General features: G+C 71.3%; 21 protein-coding genes. 10 read left to right on the forward strand and 11 right to left on the reverse strand.

Translation table 11 applies throughout. The features are described 5' to 3' along the window. Positions 1 to 86 precede the first annotated feature (86 nt). Positions 87 to 776: a hypothetical protein gene (locus tag P8A18_RS18505; RefSeq protein ID WP_306055949.1), complete on the forward strand. Its 690-nt coding sequence runs from the start codon at positions 87 to 89 to the stop codon at positions 774 to 776. Between the two features lie 191 nt (positions 777 to 967). Further along, on the forward strand, positions 968 to 1,339 hold the full coding sequence (locus P8A18_RS18510) for a VOC family protein (RefSeq protein WP_306055950.1): 372 nt from the start codon (positions 968 to 970) through the stop codon (positions 1,337 to 1,339). A gap of 182 nt (positions 1,340 to 1,521) precedes the next feature. Here P8A18_RS18510 and P8A18_RS18515 read toward each other — a convergent pair whose 3' ends face one another. Together P8A18_RS18515 and P8A18_RS18520 are read right to left on the reverse strand one after the other, a co-directional pair. Next, complete coding sequence (locus tag P8A18_RS18515; RefSeq protein ID WP_306055951.1) at positions 1,522 to 2,118, reverse strand: chloramphenicol phosphotransferase CPT family protein; 597 nt, start codon at positions 2,116 to 2,118, stop codon at positions 1,522 to 1,524. A gap of 71 nt (positions 2,119 to 2,189) precedes the next feature. After that, a complete protein-coding gene (locus P8A18_RS18520) occupies positions 2,190 to 2,975 on the reverse strand; it encodes an SMI1/KNR4 family protein (RefSeq protein WP_306055953.1) in 786 nt (261 codons plus the stop codon). Positions 2,976 to 3,373: 398 nt separating this feature from the next. Here P8A18_RS18520 and P8A18_RS18525 point away from each other — a divergent pair, with 398 nt between their 5' ends. From P8A18_RS18525 to P8A18_RS18535, 3 genes are all read left to right on the forward strand, one after another. After that, positions 3,374 to 3,805 carry a helix-turn-helix domain-containing protein gene (locus P8A18_RS18525; protein ID WP_018553696.1) on the forward strand — a complete coding sequence of 144 codons (432 nt, stop codon included), beginning with the start codon at positions 3,374 to 3,376 and terminating at the stop codon, positions 3,803 to 3,805. A gap of 51 nt (positions 3,806 to 3,856) precedes the next feature. Next, positions 3,857 to 4,510: a hypothetical protein gene (locus P8A18_RS18530; RefSeq protein ID WP_306055954.1), complete on the forward strand. Its 654-nt coding sequence runs from the start codon at positions 3,857 to 3,859 to the stop codon at positions 4,508 to 4,510. A gap of 118 nt (positions 4,511 to 4,628) precedes the next feature. Then, the gene (locus tag P8A18_RS18535; protein WP_026249999.1) at positions 4,629 to 4,964 is read left to right on the forward strand and encodes a DUF2516 family protein; all 336 of its coding nucleotides are present in this window, start codon (positions 4,629 to 4,631) and stop codon (positions 4,962 to 4,964) included. On the opposite strand, the gene P8A18_RS18540 is transcribed toward P8A18_RS18535, so the two are convergent. The 3 genes from P8A18_RS18540 to P8A18_RS18550 all read right to left on the reverse strand — a co-directional run bounded on the left by P8A18_RS18540 (position 4,946) and on the right by P8A18_RS18550 (position 8,975). Then, the gene (locus P8A18_RS18540) at positions 4,946 to 6,289 is read right to left on the reverse strand and encodes a PP2C family protein-serine/threonine phosphatase (RefSeq protein WP_306055955.1); all 1,344 of its coding nucleotides are present in this window, start codon (positions 6,287 to 6,289) and stop codon (positions 4,946 to 4,948) included. The genes P8A18_RS18535 and P8A18_RS18540 overlap by 19 nt on opposite strands. Before the next feature lie 535 nt (positions 6,290 to 6,824). Further along, positions 6,825 to 7,898, reverse strand: coding sequence for a C40 family peptidase (locus P8A18_RS18545; protein WP_306055956.1), 1,074 nt, complete (start codon positions 7,896 to 7,898; stop codon positions 6,825 to 6,827). 297 nt (positions 7,899 to 8,195) lie between these two features. After that, entirely contained in the window at positions 8,196 to 8,975 is a 780-nt protein-coding gene (locus P8A18_RS18550) for a class I SAM-dependent methyltransferase (RefSeq protein ID WP_306055957.1), read from the reverse strand. 230 nt (positions 8,976 to 9,205) lie between these two features. Here P8A18_RS18550 and mshA point away from each other — a divergent pair, with 230 nt between their 5' ends. Both mshA and P8A18_RS18560 read left to right on the forward strand, forming a co-directional pair. Beyond that, the gene (mshA, locus tag P8A18_RS18555) at positions 9,206 to 10,570 is read left to right on the forward strand and encodes a D-inositol-3-phosphate glycosyltransferase (RefSeq protein WP_018553690.1); all 1,365 of its coding nucleotides are present in this window, start codon (positions 9,206 to 9,208) and stop codon (positions 10,568 to 10,570) included. Positions 10,571 to 10,869: 299 nt separating this feature from the next. Continuing rightward, complete coding sequence (locus P8A18_RS18560) at positions 10,870 to 11,340, forward strand: type III secretion system chaperone family protein (protein ID WP_306060987.1); 471 nt, start codon at positions 10,870 to 10,872, stop codon at positions 11,338 to 11,340. 6 nt (positions 11,341 to 11,346) lie between these two features. On the opposite strand, the gene P8A18_RS18565 is transcribed toward P8A18_RS18560, so the two are convergent. Continuing rightward, on the reverse strand, positions 11,347 to 12,357 hold the full coding sequence (locus P8A18_RS18565) for a phosphotransferase family protein (RefSeq protein WP_306055958.1): 1,011 nt from the start codon (positions 12,355 to 12,357) through the stop codon (positions 11,347 to 11,349). A gap of 201 nt (positions 12,358 to 12,558) precedes the next feature. On the opposite strand from P8A18_RS18565, the gene P8A18_RS18570 reads away from it, so the two are divergent. Then, positions 12,559 to 13,362: a hypothetical protein gene (locus P8A18_RS18570; RefSeq protein ID WP_306055959.1), complete on the forward strand. Its 804-nt coding sequence runs from the start codon at positions 12,559 to 12,561 to the stop codon at positions 13,360 to 13,362. Between the two features lie 7 nt (positions 13,363 to 13,369). Here the strand turns inward: P8A18_RS18570 and P8A18_RS18575 are convergent, their stop codons facing one another. The 3 genes from P8A18_RS18575 to P8A18_RS18585 all read right to left on the reverse strand — a co-directional run bounded on the left by P8A18_RS18575 (position 13,370) and on the right by P8A18_RS18585 (position 14,780). Then, on the reverse strand, positions 13,370 to 13,618 hold the full coding sequence (locus tag P8A18_RS18575) for a hypothetical protein (RefSeq protein ID WP_018553686.1): 249 nt from the start codon (positions 13,616 to 13,618) through the stop codon (positions 13,370 to 13,372). Beyond that, complete coding sequence (locus tag P8A18_RS18580) at positions 13,615 to 13,863, reverse strand: DUF6694 family lipoprotein (protein ID WP_018553685.1); 249 nt, start codon at positions 13,861 to 13,863, stop codon at positions 13,615 to 13,617. The genes P8A18_RS18575 and P8A18_RS18580 overlap by 4 nt, the downstream gene beginning before the upstream one ends. Before the next feature lie 155 nt (positions 13,864 to 14,018). After that, positions 14,019 to 14,780, reverse strand: a complete 762-nt coding sequence (locus tag P8A18_RS18585) for a phosphoglyceromutase (protein ID WP_018553683.1) — start codon at positions 14,778 to 14,780, stop codon at positions 14,019 to 14,021. Positions 14,781 to 14,992: 212 nt separating this feature from the next. Here P8A18_RS18585 and P8A18_RS18590 point away from each other — a divergent pair, with 212 nt between their 5' ends. Next, entirely contained in the window at positions 14,993 to 16,306 is a 1,314-nt protein-coding gene (locus tag P8A18_RS18590) for an MDR family MFS transporter (RefSeq protein ID WP_306055961.1), read from the forward strand. A gap of 61 nt (positions 16,307 to 16,367) precedes the next feature. Here P8A18_RS18590 and P8A18_RS18595 read toward each other — a convergent pair whose 3' ends face one another. Beyond that, complete coding sequence (locus P8A18_RS18595; RefSeq protein WP_199783824.1) at positions 16,368 to 16,517, reverse strand: hypothetical protein; 150 nt, start codon at positions 16,515 to 16,517, stop codon at positions 16,368 to 16,370. 227 nt (positions 16,518 to 16,744) lie between these two features. After that, positions 16,745 to 17,422: a phosphate signaling complex protein PhoU gene (phoU, locus tag P8A18_RS18600; protein ID WP_018553681.1), complete on the reverse strand. Its 678-nt coding sequence runs from the start codon at positions 17,420 to 17,422 to the stop codon at positions 16,745 to 16,747. A 231-nt stretch (positions 17,423 to 17,653) separates the two neighbouring features. Here phoU and phoR point away from each other — a divergent pair, with 231 nt between their 5' ends. Next, positions 17,654 to 18,928 (forward strand): two-component system sensor histidine kinase PhoR, encoded by a 1,275-nt coding sequence (gene phoR / locus P8A18_RS18605; protein ID WP_018553680.1) that lies wholly within the window; start codon positions 17,654 to 17,656, stop codon positions 18,926 to 18,928. Positions 18,929 to 18,931 lie beyond the last annotated feature (3 nt).

Genomic DNA, 18,931 nt, shown 5'->3' on the forward strand with positions numbered 1-18,931 from the left:
AAGCTGAGACCTGGTTGGATTTCCGTATGACGGATTGGTCGCAACTCAGCCACGCCTACGGTCCAGCAGAAGACATACCCACCCTCTTGGACCGGATCGCATTCGAACCGAAGCCCGAGCTCTGGAGCGACCTGTGGTCTGCTCTGTGCCACCAGGGCAGCGTCTACTCGGCCGGCTTCGCCGCGTTGCCCTGGCTGGCCGGCGTAGCGGGCGGTGACGACCGGGAGGAGGCGTTGAACGCCCTGGCTCTGGCAGGCGCGATCATGGCGGGCGCCGGGCAGTCGCACGGGGCCGGCGACGTCCGTGCGCAGCACGCCGAGGCGATCGGGAACCTCCTGGCGGCGGTGAACCAGCGGCTCCGGATGCCATCCGATCGCACCGACTACATCCACCTGCTGGAAGCCATGCTGGGTTTCGAGGGCGTCGCGGGCTGGAGCGAAGATCTGGCCTGGGGGCTGGGCAACGAGGAGTACGAGGTCGACTGCCCCGGCTGCCGGACCGGTCTGTTCATCGTCCTCGGCGAGCGGGGATTCTTCTCCACAAGCGAGGACTACGCGCTCTCGGACGACGACGTCGAAACGAGGCCCCTGCTGCCGGCGAATCCGGCCAACCTGGACGGCATCGGCCGACGCCTCCACGACATCGCACTCTCCGACGGCCAACACGAGGTCGCCCACGCGCTGACTCACGTGTTCGGACGCGCGACGTGCCCGGACTGCACAACCGAATTCTCCGTCGCCGGCCGGATCAGCGCCGACCGGCCGGCCGTGCGGTAGACGCCGGAACGGCCGGACTCCAGCAGGTCCACCGCTGTCCTGTCCCGTCGCGGATATCCGTTGGCGTGGTGAGGCACTGGCCTGCTGTGCTGACGGCTGAGCGGAACGAACGCCCTCTCTCCGTCCCGCTCAACGGTAGGCAGCCGCCTCTGTGGCGTGCTCGGAAGTCCACTGATCGGCTCGGAGGTCTCATGCCCCTGAAGATGGAACTGGTCGCGATAACCCTCGATTGCCCTGATCCGCCGGCTCTGGCGGCGTTCTACCAGCAGGCCACCGGCTTCGAGCCGCACCCGAAGTCGGACGCCGAGTTCGCCGGTCTCAACCGCGAGGACGGACTCTTCATCGGCTTCCAGCGGGTCGAGGACTACCGGGCCCCGAGCTGGCCCGGCCAGATCGTTCCCCAGCAGCTTCACATCTGCTTCAAGGTCACGGAAAGCCTGGACGAGGCCGAGGCCCGGCTACTGGAACTGGGTGCGGGCAAGCCGGATCACCAGCCGCATGGGGACAGGGCGCGGGTCCTCACAGACCCTGCCGGGCATCCTTTTTGCATCATCGCGCGCTGATTGGCGTTCTCGCGGCAATGAGGGAAACACCACCGGCGCGAACCGAATCGGCAGCTCTCGAATCAGGCCGGCGGGAAGCTCGTACGCGTTGTAGAGCGGTCCTTCGCCGCCAAGCAGTGTCTCGCTGTTCTCACCGCACCTGGCTTCTGCGCAAGTCCAGCGCGGCATGAGCGCGTTTGGCCCTAGCCGAAGAGGCTGTGCTTCGCCGTCGGCGGTTCTCGGCTGTCCCTCGGATGGCGTCGTCGGAGGCGGGTGAAGGCGGTGGGGCTGGGGCGGTGCCGGAGGAACTCCTTGATGCGCTGTGCGCATTCGCGTGGGCTCGCCGTGCTGGTGTCGCACTCCACGTCGTAGTCGCCGTGGGCGTGGACCAGGGCGTATTGGTGTGCCGCGAGGCCCGCCGGCCGGTTGCCCCGGGCGAGTTCGCGGCGGGCCAGCTCGTCCAGCGGGCAGTGGACACCGACGAACAGTACGTCCTCGGGTGGCAGCACCGTCAGACAGTCGAGCAGTCGCCACGGCTCGCTCAGCACATGGTCGACCACGAGGTCGTTGCCGACCTCGGCCATGGCCGCAATCGAGCGGTGAAAGCCCATCCTGGTCCGTCGCAGCGCGGCGTCGAGCTCCTCCGCTCCGAGCTCCCGCTTGCTGCGCATCGCGTTGAAGCTGTCGACCGCCAGGTGGAAGAAGACGCCGTCGTCCAGGATGTCCAGAAGCTCCCGGGCGATGCTCGACTTCCCTGAACTGGAGGTGCCATTGAGAAAGACGATCCGACCCGATGTCATATCGGCATGGTCACACGGTGCCGTTCCGGCTCCGCGGCGAGGGGAAACTCCGGATTCGCAGACTTTCCCGGTCATCCGAACAGACCCCCGGTTGCCTGGGACGGCACCTCGTCGGCTCCCAACGGCTCCGAGTCCCCACGTACCCAGTGGCCGGGGAGGGTGGCGCAGAGCGACTCCAGGTCGGCGGACGTACGTCCCCGAACGTGCAGCCAGCTGTGGTCACTCAGTCCGTCGAGCCGCAAGAGCTTTCCCGGCGCGGAGAACCAGCACACGGGAGACTCTTCCTTCCCCGTCCACATCGGGTACTCGGGAAACTCCACCGGCGCGAACCGACTCGGCAGTTCTCGAATCAGGCCGGCGGGAAGTTCGCGGGCGTTGTAGAGCCGCCCTTCGCCGCCAAGCAGCGTCTCGCTGAGTACGAGCTCGACACAGGCCAGGGAGACCCGCTCCAGGTAGCGGACCCACCCATCCTGTGACTGGACGAACACCGGCGGATCGTCCTGACCGAGGTCCCGCAGCCGCACTCCCCAGAATGCGCACCCCTGGTTCTCGCTGCGGAAGACGAGCACTCCGCCGAACTCGTCGTGCACGAACAATTCGGAGGGCCGTAGGAGAGGGTCCTGGTTGCCGGTGAGGTCGTGACGCGTACCGAGAAGCGAGTACGCCTCGCGCAACGCGGTCGGCAGCGTGAGCCCCAGCCTCTCCTCGGCTCGCCCCAACTCCTCCGCTCGCGTGCCCGCGCTGTCGGCGAGCGGCTCCGCCCACGCTGCGGCGAAGTCCCGGACGAAGGCCCAGGCCCGCACCCTGTCGGGTATCCCACCACGCAGAGCTTGAGCCACATCGAACGCGTCAACCATGCCGTGGACCGTACAGACCGGCCGGCTTCGCCGGGACTCCGCCAGGTCGTTCGCCGGAAGCGCTGGGACCCGCCACATCCGCTGAGAACGGACAACGGGAAACGCGGCGCCCGGAGGCTGTGACTTGCAGCGATAGCTGTCACCAGGGCAGCACCCTGATCAGCGGCACGCCTCCCAGTTCGCAGCGGTATCTGGCACCAACTGCTCGCCGTACTTGTCACCAACGCCTCTTGGGCCGGCGGGAACCGCTGGTCGCTGCGTCAGATCGGTGGTGGTGACAGATACGACTGCCACGTGACCGATACCGCTGCGAGTCACAGAGGCTCGCCCGAGTGGTCTCGAACACTTTTGCAAGCACCTGCTTGCAAAAGTTAGCAGGGCGGGTGCACCATCGACGCATGGCATCACTCAACGTCGGCAACCTCGGCGACTACCTGCGCGAGCAGCGCCGCAACGCTCAGCTCTCGCTGCGGCAGCTCGCCGACGCGGCCGGGGTGTCCAACCCCTACCTCAGCCAGATCGAGCGCGGGCTGCGCAAGCCCAGCGCCGAGGTGTTGCAGCAGGTCGCCAAGGCGCTGCGGATCTCCGCCGAGACCCTGTACGTGCGCGCCGGGATTCTGGACGAGCGGGAGCGGGAGGAGCTGGAGACGCGGGCGGTGATCCTCGCCGATCCGTCGATCAACGAGCGGCAGAAGAGCGTGCTGCTCCAGATCTACGCCTCCTTCCGCAAGGAGAACGGCTTGGACGACGAGCCCGGGGCAGAGGAAGCGGAGGCGTCCGCACCGGACGCGCCCTTCAGTCCCGGTGGCAGTGCTGCCGATACACCTTGAGAGCTTCCACCACCCTCACACTCAGTCTGATGATCCGGGAGGACCACAGTCATGGCCATCACCGATGACCTGCGCAAGACCCTCACCGACCCGACCCCCCTCTACTTCGCCGCCGGCACCGCCGACCTCGCGGTGCGCCAGGCCCGTAAGGTCCCGGCGCTGCTCGAACAGCTGCGGGCCGAGGCGCCCGAGCGCATCGAGGCCGTGCGCAACGCCGACCCCAAGGCCGTGCAGGAGAAGGTCGCCGGGCAGGCCAAGGAGGCGCAGGCCACGTTGCAGGCCAAGGTCACCGAGGTGATCGGCGCGTTCGACACCGACCTGAAGAAGCTCGGTGAGAACGCCCAGGACCTGGCGCTGCGCGGGGTGGGCGTGGCCGCCGAGTACGCGGTCAGGGCCCGGGAGACGTACGAGAAGGTCGCCGAGCGCGGCGAGCAGACCGTGCGGACGTGGCGGGGCGAGAACGCCGAGGAGATCGTCGAGATCGCCGTCGTCGTCGAGCCGCGCAAGGAGGCCCGCCCGGCCGCCGCGAAGCCCGCTCCCGCCGCGAAGCCCGCCACCGCGAAGCCCGCCCCGGCCGCGAAGCCCGCCGCCGCGGCGAAGCCGGCTGCCGCGAAGCCGGCCGACACCGCGAAGCCCGCCGCCGTCAAGAAGGCGCCCGCGCGCAAGCCCGCAGCGAAGAAGGTCACGCCGCCCTCCGCCAAGTAGGACCGTGCTTCCGGCAGGTGTGCCGGGAGGGCGGGCGGGCAGCTTTTGTTCGGGTCCGTCCCGCGCTCCCGGTACCTTGGCCGGGAGGCGCTCACCCACTCACTAGGCGGTGCACATCATGTTGCTCGAAGGCTTCCAGACGTTCCTCGGGCTCATCTTCACGGTCATAACCGTCCTCGCCGTCGTGGCGCTGGTCATGGCCGCGATCGCCCGCGAGGACGCGTACCGCGCGGCGGGCAAGCAGACGAAGCCCTTCTGGCTGGTCATCCTCGGGATCGCGGTGGTCGTGAACCTCTGGGTGCCGATGGTGTTCATCCAGATCGCCGGGCTCGTCGCGTCCATCGTGTTCCTGGTCGACGTACGGCCCGCCCTCAAGGCCGTCTCCGGCGGCGGCCGCCGCAGCGGCGGCTCCAGCAGCGACGGCCCGTACGGGCCCTACAACGGCGGGCGCTGAGCCCCCGCGGGTGAGGACCGGCCGGGGCGGGGACGCGGGATGTTCACACTCCGGCCGGCGCCCGCCGGCCGGAGACGCACGGTCTCCTGGTCGCGGTCGAGCAGCAGCACCGCCACGTCGTCGGTCAGCTCTCCGCCGTTCAGCTCCCGCACGTGGGTGACCGCCGCCTCCAGCAGTTCCTCGCCGGCCAGGCCCTCGGCCAGCTGCCGGTTGACCATCGCGACCATGCCGTCCTGGCCCAGCCGCCGGGTGCCGTCGCCGACGCGGCCCTCGATCAGTCCGTCCGTGTACATCATCAGGCTCCACGAGCCGCCCAGCTCCACCTGTCTGCGCGGCCACCGCGCACGCGGCAGCAGGCCCAGCGCGGGTCCGCCGTCCTCGTACGGCAGGAGCTGCGCCGCCCGTCCCCGGCGGGCGATCAGCGGGGCGGGATGGCCCGCCAGGCACAGGCCCGCCCGGCGGCCGTCCGGGGCGATGTCGACGGTGCAGAGCGTCGCGAAGATCTCCTCGCTCTCCCGCTCGTGCTCCAGGACCTGCTGGAGGGTCGACAGCAGTTCGTCGCCGCAGAGCCCCGCCAGCGTCAGAGCCCGCCACGCTATGCGCAGCTCCACCCCGAGCGCCGCCTCGTCCGGGCCGTGGCCGCAGACGTCACCGATCATCGCGTGGACCGTGCCGTCCGGGGTGCGGACCGTGTCGTAGAAGTCCCCGCCGAGCAGGGCCCGGCTGCGGCCCGGCCGGTAGCGGGCCGCGAAGCGCAGGTCGGAGCCTTCGAGCAGCGGGGTGGGGAGCAGCCCGCGTTCCAGCCGGGCGTTCTCCTGGGCGCGCAGCCGGGACTCGGTGAGCTGGTGCTGCGCGACGTCGGCGCGTTTACGTTCGACGGCGTAACGGATGGCCCGGCTCAGCAGCCTGCTGTCCAGCTCGCCGCGGAAGAGATGGTCCTGCGCGCCCACCCGGACCGCCTCCGCGGCCAGCTCGGCGTCGTCCTCCGCGGTGAGGGCGAGCACGGCGTGGCGGGGCGCCATCCGCAGTACGTGCTTGAGCGTGGCGAGCCCGTCCTCGTCGCCCTCCCGGTCGCCGCGCGACTCGGCGCCGGCCGGCAGTGCCAGGTCCAGCAGGATGCAGTCCACGTCGTCGGTGAGGAGACGGCCCGCCTCGGTGAGGTTGCGGGCGGCCCGGATACGGACCCGGGCACCTGCCGCGGCGGAGAGCTCCGGTGCGGTGAAGGTGCCCGCGGGGTCGTCCTCGATCACCAGGAGGGTGAGGCCGGCGCCGGAGCTGGTCTCCGCAGCGGGGGCGGAACACGGCTGCGGTACGGATACGGGCATCGGTTCGGGTTTCCTTCCCTCCCCCCGAGGGCGCGGCGGAACGACGATCGACGACCCGCCAGACGGGGACCATAGCGGTACGGGGCGCGGGAACGGAATGGCGACTCGCACACGACCCCCGGCATATGCGCCGCCATAAGCCGCGTCAGGTCACGGATCAGGCGCGGCCGGCCGCCCCGGGACCGCCCACGACGGCATGACAATGGTCACGCCGACCGGGGGTGGCGGAAACGGCCCCGCTCCCGCCACGGGCACGCCAGGGCGCCGCACACTCCGGGCGCCGCCCACGTCGGCGCCCGGCCCACCGCCGAGCCGGGGGTTCGGTCACATCGACGGCCAGCCCGCCGCCCGAGCCGGGGGCGCTCCCCGTCCGCCCGGAACCGCCCCGCCGCCAAGAACCGCCCCGCGTCACCCGCGACCCTCGCGCACCGGCCCCCGCCTCCGCCGCCCGAGCCGGGGCGCCCGAGCCGGGGCGTCCCCGCCAAGAACCGTTCCGGGCACCGGCCGCCCCCCCCCCCCGCCGTCCGCCCAAGGACTACGCGTCGGGGCGGACCACGCCGAGTATCTGCATCGAGCCCGCTCCGGCCAGCGTGACGTTGCGGCCGGGGCGCGGGGCGTGCACGATCGCGCCGTCGCCGACGTACATCCCGACGTGGGTGGCGTCACTGTGGTAGATGATCAGGTCGCCGGGGCGCATGTCCTTGATCGCGATGTGCGGCAGCAGCCGCCACTGCTCCTGCGAGGTGCGCGGGATCGGCCGGCCGGCCGCGGCCCAGGCCTGGGATGTCAGCCCGGAGCAGTCGTACGACTTCGGGCCCTCCGCTCCCCACACGTACGGCTTGCCGATCTGGGTGGTCGCGAAGGCCACCGCCTTCTTGCCGCTGGGGCTCGCCTCGCGGTTGATCTCCTTGAGCGCGCCGGAGCTCAGCCAGGCGGTCTGTGCCTGGTACGCCGCCTCCTGCTCCATCTTCAGGAGCCGGGTGCGCTCCTCCTTCTCCAGCTGGGACTCCAGCTTCTTCGCCGCCGCTATCTGCGCGTTGATCTTCTTCTTGGCCTTGGCCTGCTTGACGCGATTGGCTTCGAGCTTCGTCCAGTTGGTGCTGGCGTCCTTGGTGTACGTCTCCAAGTCGTTCTGCGTCCTGGTCAGTTCTCCCAGGAGGCCCTTGGTGGCGTGCTGGCCCTGGCGGGCGCGGCTCACTCCGTCGAGGAAGAGCTGCGGGTCGCCGCTGAGCATGAGCCGTGCGCCGGCCGGCAGTCCGGCGTTGCGGTACTGCTCGCGGGCCTGGGCACCGGCCCGGTCCTTGAGGTCGGCGATCTTCGCCTGGCCCTCGACTATCGCCTGGGCCAGCTCGACCAGCTCGACCGACTGCTTCCTGGCCTTCTCCTCGGCGAGGTTGTACGCGTCCGTGGCGGCACCGGCCTTGAGGTACAGCGCGTCGATCTCCTGGCGCACCTCTTCGAGGCTCTTCTTCCCGGCCTTCGCCGGCGCCTCGGAAGGGGCGGCCGGCACGGGCGCTGCCGGTGCGGCGAACGCCTGGACCGGCGAGGCGAGGACCGCCAGCGCGCAGACCAGAGTGGTCGCGGCGGCGGCACAGTGACGTCGGTACACGGGCTCCCCCTCCGAGCAGTTCCCAGCCCAGCTATCTGATTTACCGTCAGTAACATCCAGCGTCGATCGAGATCGTGCCATGCCGTACGGAAAAGCAACAGAGGCAGACACACCCCGGCCTACACGCCCCGACCCGACACACCCCGATCCGTGGACACCGCCCGCTGCTCCGTCACTCCCCGCCACCCCCGCGATCGCGATGTCCCACTCACTCCGACGAACGATGCGCGGCCGGCGTTCCCCTCGAAAGGGTGAATCCCGGTCCCGCGCCCCGAGCGGCCCCGCGTTGACCGCGCCTCAGAGCCCCCCGGGCTCCAGCGCCGCCCACTCCACCGTCACTTCGCCCTGGCGCCACCGGCGTACCCCGTCCGTCAGCGGCCAGTCGCCCGACAGCGCGCGCACGGCCGTGATCCAGCGCTGCCGGGCCCCGAGGGACGCGTAAGGGGCCGCGGCCGCCCACGCCCGGTCGAAGTCCCGCAGGAACGCGTGCACCCGCTCACCCGGCACATTGCGGTGGATCAGCGCCTTCGGCAGGCGCTCCGCGAGATCGGAGGGCCGGTCCAGCGAGCCGAGCCGGGTCGCGAAGGTCACCGTGCGCGGCCCTTCGGGGCCGAGCGCTACCCAGACGTGCCGGCGCCCGATCTCGTCACAGGTCCCCTCAACCAGCAGCCCGCCCGGCGCGAGCCGCTCGCACAGCCGCTGCCAGACGGCGGCCACCTCGCCCTCGTCGTACTGGCGCAGTACGTTCGCCGCCCGGATCAGCACGGGCCGCTCCGGCAGCGGGATCTCGAAGCCGCCGTGCCGGAAGGTGAGGCCGTCGCGTGCGTACGGCTGCGCGGCGGCGACCCGTTCCGGGGAGATCTCGACGCCGACCACCCGGGTGCGCGGTTCGGCGGTGCGCAGGCGCTCCAGCAGTTCGACGGCGGTCCAGGGCGCGGCCCCGTAACCGAGGTCGACCGCGACGGGGGACTCGGCGCGGCGCAGGGCGGGGCCGTGCGTGGCGGCGATCCAGCGGTCCATGCGGCGCAGCCGGTTCGGATTGGTGGTCCCGCGGGTCGCGGTGCCGATCGGGCGCATGACACAGAGCGTAACGATGCCCGCGGATGCGGGTGGCCGGCGGGCGGGGCACGATCGTGGCGATCGGCACAGGTGGGGCGACGCGCCGCAGCATCACCGTAATGATTTGGTAAAGCGGAAATGAAAGGAGAGATTCCGCTGTTCCCCACCGTCGGAGGGACCGTTGCGCCCCTTCGGTGCCATGCCGTGGACCGTGCCGGCACCCGGGCCCAGCGAGGAGGAAGGACGACGTGACCCAGTACGTCTCTCGGCTCGGCAGCAGCCGTGGCGCACCGCGTCGCAGGTTCCCCGCAGGTCTCACCGGCTCCTTCTCCGGGGGCCACCGCAGGCCGCGCCGCATCGCGATGCTGTCCGTACACACCTCCCCGCTGCACCAGCCGGGGACGGGCGACGCGGGCGGCATGAACGTGTACATCGTGGAGCTGGCCAAGCGGCTGGCCGCGATCAATATCGAGGTCGAGATCTTCACCCGCTCCACGACCGGCGGGCTGCCCGCCGCCGTCGAGCTGGCGCCCGGCGTCCTGGTCCGGCACGTCGACGCGGGCCCGTACGAGGGCCTGGCCAAGGAGGAGCTGCCCGCCCAGCTCTGCGCCTTCACGCACGGCGTGATGCAGGCGTGGGCCGGCCAGCGCCCCGGCTACTACGACCTGGTGCACTCCCATTACTGGCTCTCCGGCCACGTCGGCTGGCTCGCCGCCCAGCGCTGGGGCGTTCCCCTCGTGCACGCCATGCACACCATGGCCAAGGTCAAGAACGCGGCGCTCGCCGAGGGCGACACCCCCGAGCCCGCCGCCCGGGTCATCGGCGAGACCCAGATCGTCGACGCGGCCGACCGGCTGATCGCGAACACCGCCGAGGAGGCCGACGAACTCGTCCGCTTCTACGACGCCGACCCGCGGGCCGTCGCCGTCGTCCACCCCGGCGTCAATCTGGACCGCTTCCGCCCCGCCGACGGCCGCGCCGCCGCCCGCGCCCGCCTCGGCCTGCCCCAGGACGCCCTGATTCCGCTCTTCGCGGGCCGCATCCAGCCGCTGAAGGCCCCCGACGTGCTGCTGCGCGCGGTCGCCGTGCTGCTGGAACGCGACCCCGCCCTGCGCTCCAAGATCGTGGTGCCCGTCGTCGGCGGCCCCAGCGGCAGCGGGCTCGCCAAGCCGGAAGGGTTGCAGAAGCTCGCGGCCCGGCTCGGTATCGCGGACGTCGTACGGTTCCATCCGCCGGTCGGGCAGGACCAGCTGGCCGACTGGTTCCGGGCCGCGTCCGTGCTGGTCATGCCCTCGCACAGCGAGTCCTTCGGCCTGGTCGCCATCGAGGCCCAGGCGGCCGGGACCCCGGTCGTCGCGGCGGCCGTGGGCGGCCTCCCGGTGGCCGTGCGCGACGGGGTCAGCGGCTTTCTGATCCCCGGGCACGATCCGGTGGCGTACGCGCGGGCGCTGGAACGTTTCTCCGGAGCGCCGGACCTCGTCGCCCGGATGGGCGGGGCCGCGGCGGAGCACGCGCAGCGCTTCGGCTGGGACACGGCCGCGGCGGCGACGGCCGAGGTGTACACGGCGGCGGTTCAGGAACACCGCAGGCGGGTACGGGCCGGCCACGCGTAAGGTCCCCCGCCCCGCCCGCACGCCTTTGCCGCCTGACGTACGCTCGAAACATGGCTGACGCACCCGAGGAACCGGCGAACAACGAGGCCACGGAACCGGCGAAGAACGACGTCACGGAACCGGCGGATGACCAGGCCACGCGGGCCGCACAGGCCTCACCCGCCGCACCCGCCACGCAGGCCGCACCCGCCGCACAGGCCGCACCCGCCGCACCCGCCACGGGGGGCGCACCCGCCGCACAGGCCGCACCCGCCACGCAGGTCCCCCCGGCCCCGGACGCCACCCGGGCCGCCCAGGTCATCGAAGCGGCCTTCGCGGACGCCGGACTCGACTGGGAGAGCCCCGCACCCGGCAGCTACGTCGTCCAGCTGCCTGGCACCCGCAAGCTCGCGACCACCTGCTCACTCATCGTCGGCGCCCACAGCCTCTCCCTCAACGCGTTCGTCATCCGGCACCCCGACGAGAACCACGCGGCGGTCCACCGCTGGCTGCTGGAACACAACCTGCGTCTGTTCGGCGTGAGTTACGCGATCGACCCGCTCGGGGACATCTACCTCGCCGGCAAGCTGCCGCTCTCCGTGGTGACGCCCGATGAGCTGGACCGGCTGCTCGGCTCGGTGCTCGAAGCGGCCGACGGTGCCTTCAACTCCCTGCTGGAGATCGGTTTCGCGACCGCGATCCGCAAGGAGTACGCCTGGCGCGTGTCGCGCGGCGAGTCCACCCGGAACCTCGACGCCTTCGCCCACCTCACCCGACGCCCGGCCGGCTGACCGCCGTCACCCGCGCGCCGCCGCCTCCACCTCGTCCAGGGCGGCTTCCAGGCGGGGCGCGACCTCGTTCCAAGTCCACTCGAGACGCTCGCCCGACGCACCCCGGGGCACCGTCTCCACCAGCATGATCAGATACAGATACGCCCGGTAGAGCGCGAGCCGCAGCCGCAGCGAACCGTCGAACTCCACCGGCCCGCCCGGCGCCGAAGCCCCGTACCCGGCAAGGAAGTCCTTGTCGTCCGCGATGTCGCCGAACAGCGCGAGCGACACGAAGTCGGCGGCCGGGTCGCCCCAGAACATCCGCTCCCCGTCGATGATCCCGCCGACCCGCCGGACCCCCGGCCCACCGGTGACCAGGATGTTCCCCTGCCACAGATCGAAGTGCACGAGCGCGGGCCGGGTGACGTCGTCCAGCACGTACGAGGCGGAACCGAGCAGCACGCCGATGTCCGCCGCCGTACGGGGCAGCCGCGCCGCATACCTCCGCGCGTCGGCCAGTACCGCGTCCGTCATCCCGGTGAACGCCTCCCGCCAGGTGGCCGCGAGCGGTCCGAGCGCCCCGGACGGATAGCCGAACCCGCCCGGCGCCGCCACCCCGTGCAACCGGCCCACGATCCGCCCCAGTTCGGTGCGCAGCCGCGCCTCCTCCCCGTCGGCCATGGCTCCGGCCAGCTCGTGCCAGGGCTGCCCGGGGCGCGCGGACATGACCACGTACGCCCCCGTGGGCGCGGCCGGATCGAGTTGGTCGGCCACCACATGGGGCACAGTGGTCTCCTCGGCGACACCGGCGGCCGCGGAGTAGAACGTGACCTCGTTGACCAGCAGATCGCGCTCGTACGCCAGACAGTCCCCGGCGGCCGGCGGCGGGACCTTCACGACCCACTCCCGCCCGTCGGCCAGTGTCACGCGGGTGACGGTGTTGTACGTGCCTCCGGTGAGCGGTTCGCACGAGGCGACCAGCTCAGGCGGCACGCCCGACGAGCCGAGCACATCGGAGAGAACGGAATCGATCAGCACGGCCAACTCCCCCTGGACGGTGTGAGCGAAGTGATCACGACGTCGTCACGATCACGTGCGAGGCCCACGGTAAAGGTTTGTCAAACCACAGCGTGCTCATAGAGTTGGATCACCCCCACGAACCCCATTCAAGCCGCGCCGAACCCTGCGTGGCTGTTCTCGTGCGGGCGAAACACACTTGAGACAGAAGAAGGACGGGCCATGCGACCCACTGCCATACGCCGTACCGCCGTTGCCGCCACTGTGATGTCCCTGGCGCTGCTCACCGCTGCCTGCGGTTCGGACAGTGACGACAAGGACAGCGGCAAGGCGGCGGGCTCCGCTTCGGTCCAGCCTTCGGACAAGGGAGCCGACAAGGGCGCGGACCAGGCCCCCGCCAAGGTGTTGTCCGCCGCCGAGCTGGAGAAGGCCTCGCTGAAGCAGGGCGACGTCAAGGCCCACAAGATCACCAAGGCCGGTCCCGGCGACGCCGTCGACGGCAAGGACGTGACCGTCGACAAGGCGGCCTGTGACGTCTTCGCCGATGTGCTGATGGGCGCCAAGGCCGGTTCACCCGCCGCTTCCACCCAGCGCAAGGTGGTCAGCGAGCCGAAGAAGGACGCCGCGATGGACAGCGACGACCCCGAGGCGTTCGAGGCCGCCTTCGACATCACGACGACGCTCGCCACGCTCGCCTCCTACGAGGGCAAGGGCGCCGAGGAGACGCTGTCCTCGCTGCGCACCGCCGCGACCGAGTGCGCCTCGGGCTTCACGCTCACCGCCGCCGGGTCCAAGCAGAAGGTCGTCAAGATCGCGGAGGAGCAGGTCAAGGGCGGCGAGGAGGCCGTCGGCTGGACGGTGGCGGTGGAGGCGGAAGGCGAGAAGAACGCGCTGAAGCTCGTCGTGATCCGACAGGGCACCACGGTGGCCTCGCTCGCCTCGCTGAATTTCGCCGCGGCGGCCTCCGGCGGCGACTTCGACATGCCGACCGCGGTGATCGACGCGCAGGCCGCCAAGCTGGCCTGACCGGACGTCAGGGAAAGGGCAGCGGGACGAGCCGTACGACGGTGACGGTCAGGACCGAACCGGAGACGTAATAGAGCACGATCGCCCCGGCGACCGTCGCCTCCCGGCGATCGTGCTCCCCCTTGACGGCCGACGACCCGTGCCCGTACGGCTCACAGCCCAGGGTGCCCGCCATCTCGTCCCGGAAGGCGTCACCGTCCCGCATCTTGGCCAGGGTGTCGTCGGCGGGTGGCGCGTAGGAGATCCGGAAGCTCAAGCGACGCTCCGCCTCTCGGCCTCGTCCTGAGCGAGCCGGTCCAGAATCCGCTCGGCCTCCGGATCGGGCACCGCCTCCAGCATCCAGTGCCGCATCACGGCCTGGATCTCATGCACCCCGGCATCGTTGATCGCCCGGTCGAACTCCTCGCGCCGCTCCTCGGGCAGCGCCTCGCGGATCGCCGGAATGCTGTTGGGCACCTCGACCTCGGCACCCCCGACAAAGGTCTTCAGCGGCTCACCCATATCCGCCCTCCCGATCTCCCCGCATGCGCCACAGGGTACGACGCGGGGTGAGCGGCGTCACAGGGGCCGGGGAAACGGGGAGTCAGGACCGGTCCACGCGAAGGCCCCCTGCCCGCGCGACATCCGCGAGCAGGGGGCCTCTTCGTGCGGGAGGGCTACTTCTTCTTGCCCTGGTTCTTCACAGCCTCGATGGCCGCCTTCGCCGCGTCCGGGTCGAGGTAGGTGCCGCCCGGGTTCAGGGGGCGGAAGTCCGCGTCCAGTTCGTAGGCGAGCGGGATGCCGGTCGGGATGTTCAGGCCCGCGATGTCGGCGTCGGAGACGCCGTCGAGGTGCTTGACCAGGGCGCGGAGGCTGTTGCCGTGGGCGGCGACCAGGACCGTGCGGCCGGCCAGGAGGTCCGGGACGATGCCGTCGTACCAGTACGGCAGCATGCGGACGACGACGTCCTTCAGGCACTCCGTGCGCGGGCGCAGCTCCGGCGGGATCGTCGCGTAGCGGGCGTCGTCGCTCTGGGAGAACTCGGTGCCGTCCTCAAGGGCGGGCGGCGGGGTGTCGTACGAGCGGCGCCAGAGCATGAACTGCTCCTCGCCGAACTCGGCGAGCGTCTGGGCCTTGTCCTTGCCCTGGAGGGCGCCGTAGTGGCGCTCGTTCAGGCGCCAGGAGCGGTGGACGGGGATCCAGTGGCGGTCCGCGGACTCCAGCGCGAGCTGGGCGGTGCGGATGGCGCGCTTCTGGAGGGAGGTGTGCAGCACATCGGGGAGCAGGCCGGCGTCCTTCAGCAGCTCACCGCCGCGGACCGCCTCCTTCTCGCCCTTTTCGGTGAGGTTGACGTCCACCCAACCGGTGAACAGGTTCTTCGCGTTCCATTCGCTCTCGCCGTGGCGGAGGAGGATCAGCTTGTACGGTGCGTCGGCCATGAGCCCGAGCGTAATCGAACCCGTGCGGGCAGCGCGCGACCGGCCACAGGGCGGACAGGGGGCGGGGGAGGGGCCGTTCTCGATTGACGGGCCGTGTCAATTGGGTGGCCGGGGCTCCTCGCGGCTTCGTAATGTTCGGACCGCTGGTGGGCCGCTTACCCTTTCCGGCCCTTCCCGATGCCGATCCGCCGTACTCCCTGGGGGGAACCCGTATGTCTGCCGCCGCCGGTCCCGGACGGGCCACCCGGGCCGCCCGGGAAACGGTCTCCGGTCTCCCCAGGGAGTTCTGGTGGCTGTGGACCAGCACCCTGGTCAACCGCCTCGGGGGGTTCGTCGCCACCTTCATGGCGCTGTACCTGACCATGGAGCGCGGCTACTCCGCCTCGTACGCCGGTCTTGTCGTCGCCCTGCACGGGCTCGGCGGGGTCGTGTCCTCGCTCGGGGGCGGGGTGATGACGGACCGCTTCGGGCGGCGGCCCACGATGCTGATCGCCCAGGTCGCCACCGCCGTCTCGGTCGCCGCGCTCGGGTTCATGGTCCACCCGGTCGCCATTGCCGCCGTCGCCTTCCTCGTCGGCATGGCGACCAACGCCTCGCGCCCCGCGGTCCAGGCGATGATCGCCGACATCGTCCCCGCCAAGGACCGGGTGCGGGCCTTCTCGCTCAACTACTGGGCCATCAACCTCGGTTTCGCCGTCGCGTCCGCCGGTGCCGGGTTCATCGCCGAGTACAGCTATCGCGCCGGCTTCCTCTGCGAGGCCGTGATGACCCTGACCTGCGCCGTCGTCGTCTTCCTGAAGGTGCCGGAGTCCCGGCCGGAGCGGGACCCGTCGGCGCGCCCGGCCTCCGGAGCGGCGCACGACGACGGCGTACGGCTGGCCACCGTGCTGCGCGACGGGCGGTTCATGGGAGTCGTCGGGCTGTCCTTCGTGATCGCGCTGATCTTCCAGCAGGGTTACGTGGGCCTGCCGGTCGCGATGGGCGCCGACGGATTCGGCAGCTCCGACTTCGGCACGGTGATCGCGGTCAACGGGGTGCTCATCGTCGCGCTCCAGATCCCCGTCACCCGGTTCATCCAGAACCGCGACACGCGCAGGCTGCTCGTCATGTCCTCGCTGCTGGCGGGGTACGGATTCGGGCTGACCGCCTTCGCGGGTTCCGTCGGCCTGTACGCGCTGACCATCTGTGTGTGGACCGTCGCCGAGATCATCAACGCGCCCGTGCAGAACGGCCTGGTCGTCCAGCTGTCGCCCGCCCACGGCAGGGGGCGCTACCAGGGCATGTACACCCTGTCCTGGTCGGCCGCCGCGCTCGTCGCACCCCTGATGTCCGGCGTGGTCATCGACCACTTCGGCGCCGGGTGGCTGTGGGGGACCTGCGCTCTCCTGGGCACCGCCGCGGCCGCCGGCTACTGGCTGCTCATGCACAACCTGCCGGCCGGGGACGAGGCAGCGGCGGAGAGCCCCGCCGCCCCGCAGCCCGCCGACGCCCGCGCCGCCCGGCCCGCCGTGGAACAGGCCGGCTGAGACCGCGCGGGGGTACGGGGGCAGGCCGCCCTCGTACCCCGTACGGCGGTGCGCCGCCCCGTCAGCCCGAGCAGCCCCCGCACTGGCACGGTGCTCCGGACTGGCAGCCGCACCCGCAGCCCGAGCCGCAGCCACAGGCGCCGAGGACGGTCAGGCGCACCGCCTCGGCGGGAGCCTCCTGCTGGGGGTCGGTCATGGGGGAATCGGCCATGGTTCCTCCTCAAGGCGTACGACAGGGCCGCACGGCACGGGCCCCGCGACCGGGGCGTACGGACAGGTCGTGCCGCCCCACCCCATTGGATGCCCACCCGGACGGGCGCATCAACGGCGCATGTGTGCAGGAACGTGTGTGCGAGCCGTGCGCGCGGGCGCGCGCCCCGGCCGTCCACGCCCCGGCCTTCCCGCGCCCCCGGCCTCGTACACCCCGCTCGCCGCTCCTTACGCGCCCTCCACCGGCACCGGCTGCTGGATCTCGTCCGCGTGCTCGCCCGTCACCAGGTAGACCACCCGCTTGGCCACCGACACCGCGTGGTCGGCGAACCGCTCGTAGTAGCGGCCCAGCAGCGTCACGTCGACGGCCGTCTCGATGCCGTGCTTCCAGCGGTCGTCCATCAGGTGCTGGAACAGCGTGCGGTGCAGGAGGTCCATCTCGTCGTCGTCCTGCTCCAGCTGGAGTGCCAGGTCGACGTCCTTGGTGATGATCACCTCGGCGGCCTTCGCCATCAGCCGCTGCGCGAGCTGGCCCATCTCCAGGATGGTGGCGTGCAGGTCGTGCGGGACCGCCGACTGCGGGAAGCGCAGCCGGGCCAGCTTGGCGACGTGCTGGGCGAGGTCGCCCGAGCGCTCCAGGTCGGCGCTCATCCGCAGCGAGGTGACCACGATCCGCAGATCGGTCGCCACCGGCTGCTGGCGTGCCAGCAGCGCGATGGCCCGCGCCTCCAGATCGTGCTGGAGGTCGTCCACCTTCTGGTCCGCGGCGATCACCGACTCCGCGAGCTTGAGATCGGCGTCGAGCATGGACGTCGTCGCCCGGCCGATCGCCGACCCGACGAGCCGGGCCATCTCGACCAGCCCCTCGCCGATCGAGTCGAGTTCCTCGTGGTATGCGTCACGCATGGATGTCCCTCTCCAGTCCTGAACCGGGGCCGGGGCCGGCTGCGCACCGGATCCGAAGCCCGCCGGGTGCCGGCGCCGACCCCCATGACGCCACCGTGACGGCCGTACGCGTCGGATTCCGACCGGCCAAGTGAACCGGTGCTTGCCCCTCGGTGAACTCTGGGCGACGAGTCCCCGAGGAGGCACCCGCACCGCTGGGAGAGTGTCCGAGGTGGCGCATAACCTGGAGACATGGACGTGAACGCGGCGGTCGCCGCAGCTGCCGCGATCGCCGGGGTCGGTACCGGTGTGATCGCCATGCTGGCGTTCCGCTGGAGCGAGCGCGACCAGAAGAAGCCGACGCGTACCTCCCTGCGGCCCGACAGCAACGCCCCGCTGCCCCCCGGCGTCGACACGGTCCTGTCCGTGCTCAGCTCCTCGGCCGTCGTGCTGGACGAGAGCGACAGCGTCGTCAAGGCCAGCTCCGCCGCGTACGCGCTGGGACTGGTGCGCGGCGGACGCCTCGCCGTCGAACCGATGCTGAACATGGCGCGCGACACCCGCAGGGACGGCGAGATACGCCAGGTCGAACTGGACCTTCCGCGCCGTGGCACCGGCCGGGGCGAGGCCCTGGCGGTCTCCGCCCGGGTCGCCCCGCTCGGCTCCCGCCTGGTGCTGCTGCTGGTCGAGGACCTCACCGAGGCCCGCCGTATCGAAGCGGTCCGGCGCGACTTCGTCGCCAACGTCAGCCATGAGCTCAAGACGCCGACCGGCGCCCTGTCCCTGCTCTCGGAAGCCGTCCTGGACGCCTCCGACGACCAGGAGGCGGTGGAGCGGTTCGCGGGGCGCATGCAGATCGAGGCGACCCGGCTCACCAACCTCGTCCAGGAGCTCATCGACCTCTCCCGGGTGCAGAACGACGACCCGCTGGAGGACGCCGAGCCGGTCCGCGTGGACGAGCTCGTCGCCGAGGCCATCGACCGCTGCCGGCAGCAGGCCGGCTCCAAGCAGATCACCATGGCCTCCGGCGGCGCCGCCGACCTGCGGATATGGGGAAACCGCGGTCAGCTCGCCGCGGCCCTCGGCAACCTCGTCGAGAACGCCGTCAACTACAGCCCCGCCCGCACCCGCGTCGGCATCGCCGCCCGCCGGGTCGTCGTCACCGGCGGGGACGAGATCGAGATCGCCGTGACCGACCAGGGCATCGGCATCTCCGAGACAGACCGGGAACGGGTCTTCGAACGCTTCTACCGCGTCGACCCGGCCCGCTCGCGCGCCACCGGTGGCACGGGTCTCGGCCTGGCCATCGTCAAGCACGTGGCCGCCTCGCACGGCGGGGAGGTCACCGTGTGGAGCTCGGAGGGACAGGGCTCCACCTTCACCCTGCGGCTGCCCGAAGCGGGCTCCGCGCGGGACCGGGACCGCCCGTCGGGCGGCCCGCTCATCGTCAACGGCGACGAGGCGCCCGGCCCGGACACCGCACCCGACACTTCTGAACCATTCCCTGCCCCGGAGGCCCTTCCGTGACCC

Source organism: Streptomyces sp. Mut1 (assembly GCF_030719295.1).
Classification (GTDB): Bacteria; Actinomycetota; Actinomycetes; order Streptomycetales; family Streptomycetaceae; genus Streptomyces; species Streptomyces castrisilvae.

Bases quoted from the DNA above. Each gene is read 5' to 3' on its own strand.
- P8A18_RS18510 (WP_306055950.1), top strand. From the start codon at position 968: ATGCCCCTGAAGATGGAACTGGTCGCGATAACCCTCGATTGCCCTGAT.
- P8A18_RS18515 (WP_306055951.1), bottom strand. From the start codon at position 2,118: ATGACATCGGGTCGGATCGTCTTTCTCAATGGCACCTCCAGTTCAGGG.
- P8A18_RS18520 (WP_306055953.1), bottom strand. From the start codon at position 2,975: ATGGTTGACGCGTTCGATGTGGCTCAAGCTCTGCGTGGTGGGATACCC.
- P8A18_RS18525 (WP_018553696.1), top strand. From the start codon at position 3,374: ATGGCATCACTCAACGTCGGCAACCTCGGCGACTACCTGCGCGAGCAG.
- P8A18_RS18530 (WP_306055954.1), top strand. From the start codon at position 3,857: ATGGCCATCACCGATGACCTGCGCAAGACCCTCACCGACCCGACCCCC.
- P8A18_RS18535 (WP_026249999.1), top strand. From the start codon at position 4,629: ATGTTGCTCGAAGGCTTCCAGACGTTCCTCGGGCTCATCTTCACGGTC.
- P8A18_RS18540 (WP_306055955.1), bottom strand. From the start codon at position 6,289: ATGCCCGTATCCGTACCGCAGCCGTGTTCCGCCCCCGCTGCGGAGACC.
- P8A18_RS18550 (WP_306055957.1), bottom strand. From the start codon at position 8,975: ATGCGCCCGATCGGCACCGCGACCCGCGGGACCACCAATCCGAACCGG.
- P8A18_RS18570 (WP_306055959.1), top strand. From the start codon at position 12,559: ATGCGACCCACTGCCATACGCCGTACCGCCGTTGCCGCCACTGTGATG.
- P8A18_RS18580 (WP_018553685.1), bottom strand. From the start codon at position 13,863: ATGGGTGAGCCGCTGAAGACCTTTGTCGGGGGTGCCGAGGTCGAGGTG.
- P8A18_RS18585 (WP_018553683.1), bottom strand. From the start codon at position 14,780: ATGGCCGACGCACCGTACAAGCTGATCCTCCTCCGCCACGGCGAGAGC.
- P8A18_RS18590 (WP_306055961.1), top strand. From the start codon at position 14,993: ATGTCTGCCGCCGCCGGTCCCGGACGGGCCACCCGGGCCGCCCGGGAA.
- P8A18_RS18595 (WP_199783824.1), bottom strand. From the start codon at position 16,517: ATGGCCGATTCCCCCATGACCGACCCCCAGCAGGAGGCTCCCGCCGAG.
- phoU (WP_018553681.1), bottom strand. From the start codon at position 17,422: ATGCGTGACGCATACCACGAGGAACTCGACTCGATCGGCGAGGGGCTG.
- phoR (WP_018553680.1), top strand. From the start codon at position 17,654: ATGGACGTGAACGCGGCGGTCGCCGCAGCTGCCGCGATCGCCGGGGTC.